We start from the raw sequence: 14,796 nt of genomic DNA, 5'->3' as shown, positions 1-14,796 counted from the left end.
GGGGAGGAAGCGGGCAATGACCGCTGAGCTCGACGAAGGGCCGGGCGACATCACGCCGTACCGGAACCCGCTGCGGGATCCGCAGGACCGGCGGCTGCCGCGGATCGCGGGGCCGTGCAGCCTGGTGATCTTCGGCGTCACCGGCGACCTGGCCCGCAAGAAGCTGATGCCGGCGGTCTACGACCTGGCGAACCGGGGGCTGCTGCCCCCGGGTTTCGCCCTGGTCGGGTTCGCCCGCCGCGACTACACCAACCAGGACTTCGCCCAGATCGTGCACGACTCGGTGAAGGAACACGCCCGGACGCCGTTCCGTGAGGAGGTCTGGCAGCAGCTCTCCGAGGGTTTCCGGTTCGTGCCGGGTGACCTGACCGACGACGTGGCGTTCGAGCGGCTGCGCGAGACTGTCGACGAGCTGGACGTCACCCGCGGTACGGGTGGCAACCACGCGTTCTACCTGTCGATCCCGCCGGGGCTGTTCCCGGAGGTCGTGCGGCAGCTGTCCGAGCACGGGCTGACCGACGAGAAGCCCGGTTCGTGGCGGCGGGTCGTGATCGAGAAGCCGTTCGGCCACGACCTGAAGAGCGCCCGCGAGCTGAACCGCGTGGTCGAGTCGGTTTTCCCGCCCGAGGCGGTGTTCCGGATCGACCACTACCTGGGCAAGGAAACGGTCCAGAACATCCTCGCGCTGCGGTTCGCGAACGAGATGTTCGAGCCGATCTGGAACAGCAACTACGTCGACCACGTGCAGATCACGATGGCCGAGGACATCGGCATCGGCGGCCGGGCCGGGTATTACGACGGCATCGGCGCCGCCCGCGACGTGATCCAGAACCATCTGCTCCAGCTGCTCGCCCTGGTCGCGATGGAGGAGCCGGTCAGCTTCGACGCCTGGTCGCTGCGCCAGGAGAAGAAGAAGGTCCTGAACGCCGTACAGCTGCCGGAGCGGCTCGACCTGCACAGTGCCCGCGGTCAGTACGCGGCCGGCTGGGCCGGTGGCGTGAAGGTCAAGGGATACCTGCAGGAAGACGGCATTCCGACCACGTCGGCGACGGAGACGTTCGCGGCGTTGCGGGTCGACGTCGACACGCGCCGCTGGGCGGGCGTCCCGTTCTACCTGCGGACCGGGAAGCGGCTCGGCCGGCGGGTGACGGAGGTCGCGGTGATGTTCAAGCGCGCGCCGCACCTGCCGTTCACCAAGACCGAGACCGAAGAGCTCGGGCAGAACGCGTTGGTCCTGCGGATCCAGCCGGACGAGGGCATCACCATCCGCTTCGGCGCCAAGGTGCCCGGGACGACGATGGAGATCCGCGACGTGAACATGGACTTCCAGTACGGCGGTTCGTTCACGGAGTCGTCCCCCGAGGCGTACGAGCGGCTGATCCTCGACGTACTGCTCGGCGATCCGCCGCTGTTCCCGCAGCACACGGAGGTCGAGCTGGGCTGGAAGATCCTCGACCCGGTGCTCGACTACTGGGCCCGCCACGGCAAGCCGGAGCAGTACCCGTCCGGTGACTGGGGTCCTGACTCGGCGCACGAGATGCTCGCCCGCGACGGACGTGCCTGGAGGCGGCCATGATCATCGACCTGACCGACACGACGTCGAGCGAGATCGCCTCGGCGCTGCTGAAGGCCCGCCGGCACGCGGGATCGCCGGCCATGGGCATGGTCGGCACGATCGTGGTCGTCGTCGACGAGGCGTCCCACCACGACGCGATGAAGGCCGCGAACGAGGCCGGTCGCGAACACCCGTCCCGGGTCCTGGTCGCGATCCTGCGGCCCGGCCGGGGCGCGCCCGGACTGGACGCCGAGGTGCGGGTCGGCGAGGGCATCCCCGGTGAGGCCGTGCTGCTGCGGCTGCACGGTGAGCTCGCGAAGGTGCCTGAGTCCGTCATCACGCCGCTGCTGCTGCCCGACTCCCCCGTCATCGTCTGGTGGCCGGGCGGCGGGCCGAAGGTTCCCGCCGACGACCCGCTGGGCCGCCTCGGTCGGCGTCGCGTGACGGACGCTGCTGCGACGCGGAGGGCCTCGGTGGACTTCAGTGCGCGGGCCGAGGGCTACAAGCCGGGCGACACGGACTTCGCGTGGACGCGGCTGACGCCGTGGCGCGCGCTGATGGCCGCTGCTCTCGATCAGTACCCGACGAAGGTGACCGGGGCCGAGGTCGCGGCCGCCAAGGGGAACCCGAGCGCGGATCTGATGGCCGCGTGGTTGCAGTCGCGGCTGAAGGTGCCGGTGGAGCAGCGGAATTCGCGTGGGCCGGGCGTGACCGCCGTACGGCTGTTCACGCCGTCCGGGCCGATCGCGTTGACGCGGCCGGACGGCGCGGTGGCGACGTTCAGCGTGCCGGGTCAGCCGGATCGCCCGGTGGCGCTGAAGCGGCGTACGACGTCGGAGCTGCTGAGCGAGGAGCTGCGGCGGCTCGACCCGGATGACGTGTACGCGAAGACGCTGGCCTGCAAGGTCGACCGGGACCAGCTGCCGGCGTCGGAGAAGAAGGTCGACGCGACGGCGCGGAAGTCGACCGCGGCGAGTGCGACCGCGGCCGGCAAGAAGGTCGTGGCTGCGCAGAAGCCCGCTGACAAGAAGTCGGCTGCGGCGAAGAAGACGGCGGCGAAGACGCCCGCGAAGAAGACTGCGTCGAAGAAGACGGCAGCGGTGAAGAAGACGGCAGCGAAGAGGACGGCGGCGAAGCGATGACTGTGGATCCGGAGTTGCTGATTCATCCCGATGCCGACGACCTGGCGTTCTCGGTGGCCGGCAGGCTCATCACGACGATCGCCGACGCCCAGAGCACCGGCGGGATCGCACACGTCGTGCTCACCGGCGGCAGGGTTGCCTCGGTCGTGTACCGGACGGTCGCGGAGTCGCCGGCCCGCGTGGAGGTCGACTGGCAGCGGGTCGAGTTCTGGTGGGGCGACGAGCGGTTCCTGCCGGACGGCGACCCGGAGCGCAACGAGACGCAGGCTCGAGAGGCACTGCTCTCCGCCCTGGACGTCGACCCGGCGCGGGTGCATCCCATGCCCGCCGACACCGGCCAGGGCGCCGAGGCAGCGGCAGCGGCGTACGCGGCCGAGCTGGAGGCGGCGGGTTCGCCGACGTTCGACGTACTGATGCTCGGGGTTGGTCCCGACGGGCATGTGGCGTCACTGTTCCCGGGGTATCCGCAGCTCGAGGTCATCGATGTCGCGGCGGTCGCTGTGCACGACTCGCCCAAGCCGCCGCCGACCCGGGTGTCCCTCACCTTCCCGCTCCTCGACCGGACCCGCGAGGTCTGGTTCGTGGTGTCCGGCGAGGACAAGGCCGACGCCGTCGCGACCGCTCTGGCCGAGGGCAACGTACCCGCCGCCCACCCGAAGGGCCAGAACCGCACCCTGTGGCTCCTCGACGAGGCGGCGGCCTCGAAGGTGTCGTAGTTCGGCGGCTGCCGAACGGTGCGGGTGACAGACTCACGGTATGACCTTCCGCGAGTTGCATGCAGATCGTTTTGTGATGCCGAACGCCTGGGATGCCGGGAGTGCGGTGATCCTTGCGGCGGCCGGGTTTCCGGCGATCGCCACGACGAGTGCGGGGATCGCGTTCTCGATGGCGAAGGGCGATCACACGTTGCCCGACGGGGCGCCGGCGGTGTCGCGGGAGGCGATGTTCGAGCGGGTGCGGGAGATCGCGGCGGCGAGCGACGTACCGGTGAACGGCGATCTCGAGGACGGGTACGGCGCTGAGCCGGCGCGGGTCGCGGACACGATCACGCTGGCTCGCGAGACCGGGCTGGCGGGCGGGAACATCGAGGACTTCGACGGGCGGGAGCTGTACGACGTCGAGCTCGCGGTCGAGCGGATCGTCGCGGCGCGGGAGGCGGCCGGGTCCGAGTTCGTCCTGACGGCGCGGACCGACGGGCAGTTGCTGCGTACGCCGACGTCGCTGGCCGACTCGATCGATCGCGCCAACCGGTTCCGCGCGGCCGGCGCCGACTGCCTGTACGTGCCCGGCGTGAACGACCTGGACGCGATCCGCCTGCTGGTGCAGGAGATCGACGGGCCGCTCAACGTGGTGATGGGGCTGGGTACGTCGACGCTGACCGTCGCCGACCTGCAGGCCGCCGGCGTGACCCGGATCAGTCTGGGCGGCAGCATGGCCCGGGCCGCGCTCGGGTTCGTCCGGCGGAGCGCGGAGGAGCTGGCGACGAAGGGCACGATCGGCTTCGCCGCCGACCAGATCCCACAGGCTGACCTGAACCTGCTGTTTGCGCGATCATCCAAGGGTGAGCACTAAAGCAGTGGCGACAGCCCACAGCATCGTGGGCTTCACCACCTGCGCCTGCCTGCTCATCTTCTACGCCGCCGGCGAGCCCTTCGGCACCATCAACGACATCGGCAACGCGGCCCTGGGCCTCCTCAGCCTCATCCTCGCCTGGCTCCTGCCGACGTCTCGGGTGCTTGTCGGTGTGGCTGCTGTTGGTGCGGTGCTGACGGTCGTCGGGACGGTGCTCGTCGTGACCGGCGTCACCGGGTATTACCTCGCCGGTCTGTGGTCGAGCGCGGGGTTCGCGCTCATCGGGGCCTGGTTGGTCGGAAGCGTCCGGCAGGTAGGGCGGGCGGGGATGGTTGCGGGTGTGCTGATGCTGTTCGGGCTCATCGGCGTACCGGGGATCTTCCTGGGCATCGACGACCTGGACACCGCCCCGTGGTGGACCTTCGTAGCCGGCTTCAGCTGGGCCGGGACGTACCTGCTCTTCCCGCTCTGGAGCCTACGACTCGCCCGGCAGAACCGTCCCGAACGCGTCGGCTAGCGGCGGGAACATCCCGCGCACGTTTCCGCCGCCGACCCAGATCCCGATCGCCAGCGCAGCAGTTGCCTCCAGCAACTTCGCGCGCACCAGGCCGCCGGCGGCGACCGGCACGCATCCCAGGTCCCGCACCAGATCCGCAACGACGTTCACCCCACCATCGCCACAGATCGGCACCCCGAGCCCGGCCGGTGGGTTGCGCCAGACCGCATCCGCCGCCAGGTTGAACGCCTTCACCACCTGCACCCCCGGCACCGCCTGCGCGATCGCCTCGGCCGTCTCCGGGTGCGCGAGGGTGAAATCCCTGTGGTCCAAGGCATTCGTGCAATCGATCACTGTCCGTCCCGCCGGCACCAAGCCCGCCACCTCCACCGCAACTTCAGCCGGCACCGCAAGCAACACCACCTCCCCGTACGCCGCCGCCTCCACCAGCGACCCCGCCCCCACCCGCAACCCCGCGTCGGCCAGCGACCCCGCCTCCACCCGCGATCCCGCGTCGGCCAGCGACCTAGCCTCACCCGACGACCCCGCCTCGCCCGACGACCCAGCCGCGGCGACGATCCGCTCGGCCACCTCCGCGGCCCGCTCGCGATCGCGGCCGCCGATCATCACCTCGTGGCCGGCCTTGACCCACTGCCCGGCGAGCGCTTCGGCCATCAGTCCGTTGCCCAGTGTTCCTATCCTCATGGCTACGAACCGTAGACACTTCGATGCGCACCTCCCGGTGTCTATGCTGTGCGGATGTCGTCCGTGAAGCAGTTCCAGGTCACCTTCGATTGCGCCGATCCGGAGCGCGTCGCTCGCTTCTGGTGCGAGGTGCTCGGGTACGTCGTACCTCCGCCGCCGAAGGGTTTCGAGAGCTGGACCGAGTTCGATCGCTCGCTTCCGGCCGAGAGCCAGGGTGCGGCGTTCGCCTGTGTCGATCCGACCGGTGTGGGTCCGCGGCTGTTCTTCCAGCGCGTCCCCGAGGGGAAGGTCGTGAAGAACCGGGTGCACCTCGACGTACGGGTCGGCACCGGGCTGGTGCGGGAGGAGCGGCTGGCAGTCCTCGAGGCCGAATGCGTCCGGCTGGAAGCGCTCGGCGCCGTACGCGGGCAACTGCTGCGTTATGACGGCGTGAACGAGTCGTGCCAGAACATGCAGGACGTCGAGGGCAACGAGTTCTGTCTCGACTAGGGCGTGTCTGCTCGTTCGTTGCGGACTGGAATGCTTCATCGTGGGCTGCCGGTGGGCGCGGTCGGGGTCTCGGCCCATGGATCAAACCGCTGGTCGCAGGAGGACGTGATCCGACCCGAGGTCGGCTGCTCGGTCTGGGGCGTGGGGTCCTCACCCCAGATGGCGCGGTACGTCGCCTCCCGGACCGACGCAGTCGTCGTCGGCTCAGGCGGTGTCGTCGTTGCATTGCGCTCCGGCCGCTCCGGCCAACTGCTTGTCGAGTGGGGCAGTGCAGGCGCGAGTGGGTCGGATGGCGCGTGCGCTGGACCGGACCGGGAACCAGGCCGTATTGCATCCGATGGGAAACCAGGTCGCGCGGCGTTGGGCGGTGGGTCGGCCCAGGCGGGGCGGCTCACGTTGACTACACCTGCTGTGATGGTGATGGTCCAGTGGCCGTTGTGGAGGTCGGTGTGGTGTCGGCGACAGAGCAGAGCGAGGTTCTCGATGTTGGTCTCGCCGCCCTCGATCCAGGACTTCACATGGTGGGCGTCGCACATGATCGGCGGGGCGCCGCAGACCACACAGCCCTTGTCGCGGGCGTTCAAGGCGCGGCGCATCGCCCGGGTGACCAGTCGCTCCGACCGGCCGACGTCGAGCGGCTCGGAGTTCGAGCCGAGCACGAGCGGGAGGATCCTTGCGTCACAGGCCAGCCGACGGATGGTCGCCGCGGACAGTCCATCGCCGTACACGAGTTGGCCGGTGGCGTTGGCGGTCGCGGCCTTGAGGTCGTGGAAGTCGATGGTGACGGTGATGTTCGCCTTCGCCCCGAAACCAGGTGTCCATCCATCCTTGCCGGCGTCGGCGGCCGGGGCACCGGCATCCCGCGTTGACGGAGGGTCGTTTGCCGGGCGGGTTTGGCAGCCCGCGTCGGTGGCACCTGCGGCGATGGTCAAAGCGCTGCTGAGGGCGTCGGCCTGGCGCTTGTCGCGTGGACGGGGGTCGAACTCGCCGTCGATTGTCTTGTGGGGGCGGGCGCCGGCGTGGATCAGGCTTCGGAGGAGTTCGGCGTTCTCGTTGGCGAGGTAGCCGCGAAACTTCACTCCGTTCTCCGCAGGAGCCAGTGTCAAGGACTCTCGGGCGTAGGCCTTGTGTTCATCCGGCTCGGGGCCGTCAGAGTCCAGTAGGTCACAGATCTGCTTGGCGGTCGCGCGGAGCTCGTCTGGCGAAAGGTGCGCGGCCAGGCCCACCAACTGCTTCTCCGCCACATCGAGGTCTCCGACCGGCACCCTCGAGCGCACCCGCTCCAGGGCGGACACGATCGCCGCGGCCTGCGCCGGACGCAACAACCACCCGCGGTCGGCAGGTCCCGCGTCGGCAAGGCCCGGAGCTGGAGTGCCCTCAACCAGCGCGGCGGAGACATCACGGTACTTCGGCAGGGCCCGGGCGAGCTTGACGTCACGGTAGGCGTCGCGACGGTTCTGGCGGTGCCGGAGGGTCAGCAGCTCGACAGCGTCCCGGGCTCCGAGCTCCTCGGCATAGCCGGTCTCGTCGATGCGTGCGACAAGTTGCAGCCGATAGGTCTCCTTCCGGGCGATATCGGCATCCACGGCGTCGAGAGCGGCCAGCAGTTCGCCGCCACTCATCGACCACGCCGGCCGCTCGTCCAGAAGGTCCATGCCACTGACGATATACACCCCCACCGACAGTTCTCAAACCCACAAGCCCTTGTATTCAAGGGATTCCAGTTATCCACAGCCGCTTGGCCTATAGATGTTGCTTGAGGCAACTTCTAGCCGCGTGGGTGCTGACGAAGGCAATACCGGTGGTCATGGCTCGGGGTTCCACAACCTCCTCGCCGGCGGGTTGTGTGAGCGCTGACGTGTTCCACTGCCTCATCAAGAACGTTGTGGCCACAACTGGCACATCCCCCGCCACCACCAGCGGATACCCTCGCGCGTTGGGGGTTATTCGCTCCCGTACCAACCCAGAACCCCCAACACCAGCGGACAACCCCACCTCCACACGCCCTCACTATGGCGCAGGCGTCGTCATGGCCAGCATCGTCTTGTTCTGGCTGCGGTGATGCCCTCAGACACAGCCCAGCCGATACGCACCATCCGGTGTGCATCGACCGACGCACAATGGTCGGGTGGAGCCGAGATTCTTCTCCGACTGTCAGGCACGGGTCGCCGCGGACCTGATCAGCGGACGCTGGCCGATGGTCGTGCTGTACTCGCTCTCGTACGGCGCCGCCCGTCCCGGTGACCTGCAACGGCAGATCGGCGGCATCAGCCAGAAGGTCCTCACCGAGACGCTGCGCCGCCTCGAACACAACGGCCTGGTCGAACGCCGCCGGTACGCCGAGGCGCCGCCGCGCGTCGAGTACTCGCTGACGACCGCGGGCAAGGACCTGCTGGTCCCGATCCGCGCGCTCGGCGACTGGGCCGAGGTTTACGCCGACCAGCTGCCGACCGAAAGCAAACCGTAAACGCCTCCAGGCACAGTGATCGAGTCATCCACTCTGGAGGTTCTGATCATGTTCACGTTGCAGCAGGTCGTCGACGCCCCGCCCGCCGAGGTCGTCCGCGCGTTCACCGAGGCCGAGCCGTTCGCGGCCTGGTTCCTCGCCGAAGGCTTCTCCACACCGTCCGACCGGGTCACGCTCGATGTCCGGCCGGGCGGCCTGATCTCGGCGGTCTTCGTCGGCGAGGGTGACGTCGAGGTCCCGTTCACTCTCCGGTACGGCGAGCTGGACCTTCCGCACCACCTGGTCCTGTACTTCGACGACCCCGCGGAAGAGATCACCATCGACCTGTCAGGACTGCCTGACGGGAAGACCAGGCTCGACTACCGCAGCGTCGGCCTCACCGACGAGCAGCAGGCCCCGATCAGGCCCGGTGTCGCCACCATGCTCAACCACCTGGCGACCTACTTCAGCCGATGAATCCCTTGTACACCCCAGGCATCGGCCCCCGCCGCGGCACCGCTCCCGGCCCTGCACCGGGTCCCGCCACCCCCGGTGCAGCCGGCCCCGGTCCCGGCGCCCCGCCGGAGCCGTCGTCGTACGACTCGCCGTTCGATGCGCCGAGCAGCCGGCGGGTGAGCGTGTCGCGGGACGACAGCAGTTCCGCGACCGCGGCCCGAAGGTGATCCGTCCCCGGCGCCTCTCCAGCCTCCGCGGCGAGCAGCACCGTTCGCCGCACCAGCTCCTTCATGAACGAGGCGGTCGTGCCCTCCGTTTGCTGCACCACCTCGTCGACCACCGACGGCGAGAGGTTGAGCGCGGGCCCGTAGAGATTCAGCAGTCGCCCGCGCCCGTCCGCGTCCGGCAGCGGTACCTCCACAGCCATGTCCACCCGGCCGGGCCGCTGCACGAGCGCCGGCTCCAGTAGGTCCGCCCGGTTCGTGGTCAGCAGGAACGCCACATCCGCGTCCTGCGCCAACCCGTCCATCTCGTTCAGCACCTGGAACAGCAGCGGATTCTCCGAGCCGTGTGAGTAGTCCCGCGCCTCCGCCACCAGATCGCAGTCCTCGAGTACGACGAGTGCCGGCTGCAACATCCGCGCCAGCGCACACGCCTGCGAGATGAAATGGATGCTCGTCCCCGCCAGCAGCACGACCGTGAACTCCGGCAACTGCGACAGGACATACCGTATGGTATGGGTCTTCCCGGTGCCGGGCGGACCGTACAGCAGCACACCCCGCCGCAGGTGCTGACCCGCGGCCAGCAGCGTCTCCCGGTGCGCCGCGATCCCGACAACCTCCCGCTCGATCCGCTCGAGCACGCCCTCCGGCAGTACGACGTCCGCCCGCGTGATCCCCGGCCGCGGATGCAACCGGAACGGCCCCACCCCCTGCCCGAACTCGTGCCCCTCGAACGACACCACCTTGCCCCGGAACACGTTGTGCTCCCGGATCAGCTCCGGCAGCGCCCCGAGGAACCGATCGCCTGCCGCCTTCTCCACCGCGAGGATCTCCAGATCCACGCTCGAACGCCCGTACTGCGGATTCGCCGCCCGCAACAGCGCCACGAACCGGTCCTCGCCCTGCACCCCGAGGTAGAACCCGAACGCGACGCAGTCCATCTCCTCGTCGACGTCGATCTGCAGCCGCTGGTAGTCCACCGCCCCGATCCCGAACCGGTCGTACTCCGCCAGCTCCAGCAGCTCACCGAGCGAGTGGTGACCGCGGTTCGACCCCGCCAGCCCGACGACCTCGAACGAGTCGAACCACGCCTCGATCGCGCGCTGGACGTTCGGCAGGTCGTACGGCGGGAAACTCGACGACACCACCGGCACCTGCTCGGGGTCGACGCCCAGATGCCCCCGGAGCCGGTCCCGCAGACTCTCCCGGCTGCTCCGCTGGCCGCTGACCTGCATCCGCTCCAGGAACCGCGTGAACAGCCGCGCGAACTCGTCGACGTCGGTCTCGTCGGGCATGTCGCCGTACCTCGTCATTCTGGACCTCGTTCTGGACCTATCCGGAGGGTCCTCCGTAACGGCGGATAGGATCTTCACCATGACAGCTTCCGAGTCCACCGACCGTCCGTACGGCGCCTTCCCGGTACGGATCGGTCTGCAGGTCCAGCCCCAGCACGCCCAGTACGCCGACATCCGGCGTACCGTCGCCGCGGCCGAAGAGATCGGCGTCGACGTGGTGTTCAACTGGGATCACTTCTACCCGCTCAGCGGTGAGCCCGAGGGTCTGCACTTCGAGTGCTGGACCATGCTGGCCGCCTGGGCCGAGGCGACCGAGCGGGTCGAGATCGGCGCTCTGGTCACCTGCAACTCCTACCGCAACCCCGACCTGCTCGCCGACATGGCGCGTACGGTCGACCACATCAGCGACGGCCGGCTGATCTTCGGCATCGGCTCCGGCTGGTTCGAGAAGGACTACGACGAGTACGGCTACGAGTTCGGTACGGCGGGCGGCCGGCTGGACGCCCTCGGCGAGGCACTGCCGCGGATCGAGCAGCGCTGGACCAAGCTCAACCCGCAGCCGACCCGGGACATCCCGGTGCTGATCGGCGGCGGCGGTGAGAAGAAGACGCTGAAGCTCGTCGCCAAGCACGCGAACATCTGGCACGGGTTCGGCGACGCGGAGACGCTGGCGCACAAGCACGCCGTCCTCGACGAGCACTGCAAGACGCTCGGCCGCGACCCGGGTGAGATCGAGCGCTCGGCCGCCGTCGGCGACAAGTCCCCCGAGGACATCGGCAAGTCGCTGCACGACGTCGGCACCCGGCTGTTCACGGTCTCGTCGTCCGGACCGGACTACGACCTCGGCCTGCTCCGTGAGTGGGTCACCTGGCGCGACGAGGTCAACGCCAAGTAACGCCTGCTGCCGGGCGGTCGCCGAGCGCGGCCGCCCGGCCGTCATGGCCTAAGATTTCGGGCATGTCTACGTTGCCTGGGAACGGTTCGGTGCGGCCTATCACCCGCTGGGGTGAGGATGTCATGCATCGGGTCAACAAGCCTGTCACCGACTTCGGGGACGAGCTGCAGACATTGGTCGCCGACATGGTCGCGACGATGAACGCGGCCGAGGGCGTCGGCCTGGCGGCGAACCAGGTCGGTGTCGACCTGCAGGTGTTCGTGTTCGACTGCCCCGACAAGGACGGCAACCGGGTGCAGGGTGTGGTGTGCAACCCGACGGTCGAGCTGCCGGAGGGCAAGGACCGCAACCTGGACGAGGGCGACGAGGGCTGCCTGTCGCTGCCCGGCGCGTTCACCAAGTGCGCCCGCCCCGACTTCGCGAAGGTCACCGGCGTCGACCAGCACGGCAACCCGGTCAGCTTCGAGGGCAACGGCCTGCTGGCCCGCTGCCTGCAGCACGAGACCGACCACACCCAGGGCACGGTCTTCGGCGACCGGCTGTCGCGCAAGTACAAGAAGCGCCTGTTCGCCGAGGCGGAGGAGTTCGCCCCGGACTACCCGTCCGACTGGCCGGTCTCTCCGATGATCGAGCACGAGGACGAGCACCACGACGACCATGAGGACACCCCGGCCACCTGAGCTACCAGCGGGCCTTCTCCAGGGCGATCGCGTCGACCGACCGGGCCGGGGTCTGGCTGGTGGTGTCGAGCCACAGACCCCGGCGCGGAGTCTCGTCGAGGCTCGTCATCAACGCACGGACACCCTCCTCGACCGAGGGTCCCCAGTCCCGGTACGCATTGTTGCCGCCGCGCCCGATCTCCCGCGCGACGATCGCCTCGACCGACGGCACGAGTACGACGAGGTACGGGTCGACGTCGTGCAGCCGGGAGAACCAGCGCTCGACGTGCTCCCCCAGCACGATATCGCTGCACACGAAGTCGAATCCGGCGTCGGCGTAGTGCTGCGCCACCAGTGCGCTCGCGTCGTACCGCAGCTCCAGCTGGCGGAGAGCCTCCGCGGACGGCTGCGGTGTCATGACCTCCGCGCCGGCGACGACGCCGCGGTAGAACACGTCGCCGTCGAGGGTCGCCGCGGGCGGGCCCATCCTTGCCGCCAGCAACGGTGCGATCGTGGATTTCCCGGCCGCCTGCATCCCGGTGACCAGCACAACCTTCGGCATGCCCTTATGTCATCACTGCCGTCAAGCCTTTTTGACGGCATGCACGGAGTTCCAGAGCACACCCCGGTTCAGCCGGTCGGGATACGCCTCGACCATCGCGTTGTAGAGGTCGATCGCAGTAGCTGTGCGGGCCTCGGCGGCGGCGAACGTCTCGAGGTACTTGCGGGTCTCGTCGATGTACCGCGGATCGTCCGAGGCGCCGGCCTGACGATGCCCGGACACGACCGCCCGCGGGCGCAGGGCCGCCAGGACGTCGAGCGCCGCGAGCCACTGACCGATGCCGCCGGCCCCTGATTCGGCCAGGTAGAGGTGGACCTCGTCGTACACGGCATCACCCGCGACGACCAGCCCCAGTGACGAGACGCTCAACGCCGAGCTGCCGTCGGTGTCGGTGTGCCCGAGATCGACGACTCGCAGCTTCTCGCCTTCGAGATCCACGAGGCCGCCCTCGATCGGCTCGGCGACGACCAGACGCTCGGGCAACTGGCCCGGGAACCTGGCCCGCCAGAACCCGTCCAGCCACGGCGGCGTGAGCTGCTTCCGCATCCCTTCGACCACCGAGGGCAACGCCACCATGCGAGCGGCCGGGAACCGGTCGAGCACCGGCGCGGCGCCGAAGAAGTGGTCGCCGTGGCTGTGCGTCACGAAGATCGTCGTGAGGTTCTTCCCGGTGGCCGCGACCCAGCCGGCCAGGTCCTCACCTTCCGCCTGGGTCATCAGCGGGTCGACCAGAACGGCGTCGCGGTCACCGTGGATCAGGGTGGCCGTGGTGGGTGACCACATCCGCCGTACCTCACCCGGCGGCAGATCGTTGGAGACGGCGGGCTTGGACGGTGCGACGTAGGTCGAGTACTTCAGCATCTTCAGCTCCTGTTGCAGGTGGCCCGGTTGCCACACAGACAGCCTCCAACCGCCGCCACGGTCGAAGAAGGCCGCATCTTCCTAGGTGCGGCACACCCACGAAGGTCAGCGCGAGGCGAGCGCTGCCAGTGCGCCGGCGCTCGGACTGCCCGGTTCCGCCGTACCGACGAGCAGCTGTTGTCCCGGGGCGGCACGCACGTCGAAGGTCTGGTACGTCAGCTCCACCCGTCCGACCTCAGGGTGGTTGAAGATCTTGTACGCCCGGCTCCAACCGCGGGCGGTCTGGTCCTCCCAGAGTGCCTTGAACTCCGGCGAGCCAGGCAGGAGGTCGGCCACCAAAGCCTTGATCTCGGGGTCGCCGGGGTACGTCGCCGCGTTGAACCGGACTGCATACACGGCCCGCCGGACGACCACCTCCCAATCGCCGAAGATGTCCCGGGCCTTCGGATGCTCGAACATGATCCGCAGGATGTTGGTCATCCCGAACGGCGCGAGCAGTCGGTGCGCGATCGTGTTCGTGGCGAGGATCTCGTACGCCGGATTGAGGACGTAAGCCGCCGCGTCGGGGAAGTTGTCCAGCAGCTGCAGGAGCGCCGGATGAACCTGGTCGCGTCCCGCCCCGAGTCCCGGAGCCGGCGCCAGGCCGGCGAGCCTGAACAGATGCGCCCGCGCATCCGGGTCGAGCCTGAGCGCGTGGGCGATCCCGTTGAGCACTTGCGCGGACGGATTCCGCTCCCGCCCCTGCTCGAGCCGCGTGTAGTAGTCGGCGCTCACCACCGCCAGTACTGCGACCTCTTCACGCCGCAGGCCAACGACCCGCCGGTCACCACCAGTAGGCAGACCGACCGTGCCGGGGTCGACCCGGGACCGTTCGGCCCGCAGGAACGCTCCGAGATCGCCGCTGGCTCGCACGGCAGTCAGACTACGCGCCGCCAGGTTTCCGCCGTCAGCGTGTAGATGGTGGCCTCGAACGGTACGCCGTCCTCCGTGAGCACCGCCTCGTGGTCGAAGCTCATCCCGAGCCGGCGCATGACCGCGATGCTACGGACGTTCGGGGTGTCGGTCACCGCAATGATCCGCGGCAGGCCGAGCGTCGTGAACCCGTGTTCGATCCAGGAAGCCGCGGCCTCGGTCGCGTAGCCGTGACCCCAGTACTCGCGGGCCAGCCGCCAGCCGATCTCGAGATCGTCCGGGTACCAGTGCTCCTTCGAGAGACCGCAGGCGCCGAGGAAGACCCCGTCCGTACGACGCTCGACGGCCAGGAACCCGTATCCCTTCGCGGCGTACAGCTCGTTGATCCCGGCGGCGTCCCGGTCGCACTCCGCCCGGCTCAACGGACCCCCGAGGTACTGCGTGACCTGCGGGTCCGCGTTCAGGGCGGCCCACGCGTCCAGGTCGGTGTCGCGGAACGGGCGCAGTACCAGGCGTTCCGTCGTACGCAT

The 14,796-nt window shown here is 69.1% G+C and carries 17 protein-coding genes; 10 read left to right on the top strand and 7 right to left on the bottom strand.

Annotated elements, in window-relative coordinates; all coding sequences use genetic code 11:
- Positions 1–16: 16 nt before the first annotated feature.
- From zwf to OHA10_RS28975, 5 genes are read left to right on the top strand one after another with little or no spacing between them, the layout of a single operon-like run.
- Positions 17–1,576 carry a glucose-6-phosphate dehydrogenase gene (zwf, locus tag OHA10_RS28995; protein ID WP_371401920.1) on the top strand — a complete coding sequence of 520 codons (1,560 nt, stop codon included), beginning with the start codon at positions 17–19 and terminating at the stop codon, positions 1,574–1,576.
- A complete protein-coding gene (locus OHA10_RS28990; RefSeq protein WP_371401919.1) occupies positions 1,573–2,697 on the top strand; it encodes a glucose-6-phosphate dehydrogenase assembly protein OpcA in 1,125 nt (374 codons plus the stop codon). The genes zwf and OHA10_RS28990 overlap by 4 nt, the downstream gene beginning before the upstream one ends.
- Positions 2,694–3,413, top strand: a complete 720-nt coding sequence (pgl, locus tag OHA10_RS28985; RefSeq protein ID WP_371401918.1) for a 6-phosphogluconolactonase — start codon at positions 2,694–2,696, stop codon at positions 3,411–3,413. The genes OHA10_RS28990 and pgl overlap by 4 nt, the downstream gene beginning before the upstream one ends.
- Positions 3,414–3,453: 40 nt before the next feature.
- Positions 3,454–4,269, top strand: a complete 816-nt coding sequence (locus OHA10_RS28980; protein ID WP_371401917.1) for an isocitrate lyase/phosphoenolpyruvate mutase family protein — start codon at positions 3,454–3,456, stop codon at positions 4,267–4,269.
- Positions 4,259–4,786, top strand: coding sequence for a hypothetical protein (locus OHA10_RS28975; RefSeq protein WP_371401916.1), 528 nt, complete (start codon positions 4,259–4,261; stop codon positions 4,784–4,786). Before OHA10_RS28980 ends, OHA10_RS28975 begins: the two co-directional genes overlap by 11 nt.
- Here the strand turns inward: OHA10_RS28975 and OHA10_RS28970 are convergent.
- Positions 4,745–5,470 (bottom strand): NADPH-dependent F420 reductase, encoded by a 726-nt coding sequence (locus OHA10_RS28970; protein ID WP_371401915.1) that lies wholly within the window; start codon positions 5,468–5,470, stop codon positions 4,745–4,747. The genes OHA10_RS28975 and OHA10_RS28970 overlap by 42 nt on opposite strands.
- Positions 5,471–5,524: 54 nt before the next feature.
- Between OHA10_RS28970 and OHA10_RS28965 the strand changes: the two genes are divergently transcribed.
- A complete protein-coding gene (locus OHA10_RS28965) occupies positions 5,525–5,959 on the top strand; it encodes a VOC family protein (RefSeq protein ID WP_371401914.1) in 435 nt (144 codons plus the stop codon).
- Positions 5,960–5,994: 35 nt separating this feature from the next.
- On the opposite strand, the gene OHA10_RS28960 is transcribed toward OHA10_RS28965, so the two are convergent.
- Complete coding sequence (locus OHA10_RS28960) at positions 5,995–7,614, bottom strand: DUF222 domain-containing protein (RefSeq protein WP_371401913.1); 1,620 nt, start codon at positions 7,612–7,614, stop codon at positions 5,995–5,997.
- Positions 7,615–8,087: 473 nt separating this feature from the next.
- Here OHA10_RS28960 and OHA10_RS28955 point away from each other — a divergent pair, with 473 nt between their 5' ends.
- Together OHA10_RS28955 and OHA10_RS28950 are read left to right on the top strand one after the other, a co-directional pair.
- Positions 8,088–8,426 (top strand): winged helix-turn-helix transcriptional regulator, encoded by a 339-nt coding sequence (locus tag OHA10_RS28955; protein ID WP_371401912.1) that lies wholly within the window; start codon positions 8,088–8,090, stop codon positions 8,424–8,426.
- A gap of 48 nt (positions 8,427–8,474) precedes the next feature.
- Positions 8,475–8,882: an SRPBCC domain-containing protein gene (locus tag OHA10_RS28950; RefSeq protein ID WP_371401911.1), complete on the top strand. Its 408-nt coding sequence runs from the start codon at positions 8,475–8,477 to the stop codon at positions 8,880–8,882.
- Here the strand turns inward: OHA10_RS28950 and OHA10_RS28945 are convergent.
- Positions 8,872–10,395, bottom strand: a complete 1,524-nt coding sequence (locus tag OHA10_RS28945; protein ID WP_371401910.1) for an AAA family ATPase — start codon at positions 10,393–10,395, stop codon at positions 8,872–8,874. The genes OHA10_RS28950 and OHA10_RS28945 overlap by 11 nt on opposite strands.
- A 61-nt stretch (positions 10,396–10,456) precedes the next feature.
- Here OHA10_RS28945 and OHA10_RS28940 point away from each other — a divergent pair, with 61 nt between their 5' ends.
- Both OHA10_RS28940 and def read left to right on the top strand, forming a co-directional pair.
- A complete protein-coding gene (locus OHA10_RS28940) occupies positions 10,457–11,272 on the top strand; it encodes an LLM class F420-dependent oxidoreductase (protein WP_371401909.1) in 816 nt (271 codons plus the stop codon).
- Between the two features lie 62 nt (positions 11,273–11,334).
- A complete protein-coding gene (def, locus tag OHA10_RS28935) occupies positions 11,335–11,952 on the top strand; it encodes a peptide deformylase (RefSeq protein WP_371401908.1) in 618 nt (205 codons plus the stop codon).
- A 1-nt stretch (position 11,953) separates the two neighbouring features.
- On the opposite strand, the gene OHA10_RS28930 is transcribed toward def, so the two are convergent.
- From OHA10_RS28930 to OHA10_RS28915, 4 genes are all read right to left on the bottom strand, one after another.
- Positions 11,954–12,493 (bottom strand): hypothetical protein, encoded by a 540-nt coding sequence (locus tag OHA10_RS28930; protein WP_371401907.1) that lies wholly within the window; start codon positions 12,491–12,493, stop codon positions 11,954–11,956.
- Positions 12,494–12,514: 21 nt separating this feature from the next.
- Positions 12,515–13,354, bottom strand: a complete 840-nt coding sequence (locus tag OHA10_RS28925; protein WP_371401906.1) for an MBL fold metallo-hydrolase — start codon at positions 13,352–13,354, stop codon at positions 12,515–12,517.
- A gap of 105 nt (positions 13,355–13,459) precedes the next feature.
- Positions 13,460–14,266 carry a helix-turn-helix transcriptional regulator gene (locus OHA10_RS28920; RefSeq protein ID WP_371401905.1) on the bottom strand — a complete coding sequence of 269 codons (807 nt, stop codon included), beginning with the start codon at positions 14,264–14,266 and terminating at the stop codon, positions 13,460–13,462.
- A gap of 5 nt (positions 14,267–14,271) precedes the next feature.
- On the bottom strand, positions 14,272–14,796 hold the full coding sequence (locus OHA10_RS28915) for a GNAT family N-acetyltransferase (protein ID WP_371401904.1): 525 nt from the start codon (positions 14,794–14,796) through the stop codon (positions 14,272–14,274).

The sequence above is a fragment of the Kribbella sp. NBC_00662 genome (genome assembly GCF_041430295.1).
GTDB lineage: Bacteria > Actinomycetota > Actinomycetes > Propionibacteriales > Kribbellaceae > Kribbella.
Note: the sequence above shows the minus strand (reverse complement) of the source record. Positions and strands in the feature narration are given on the sequence as shown.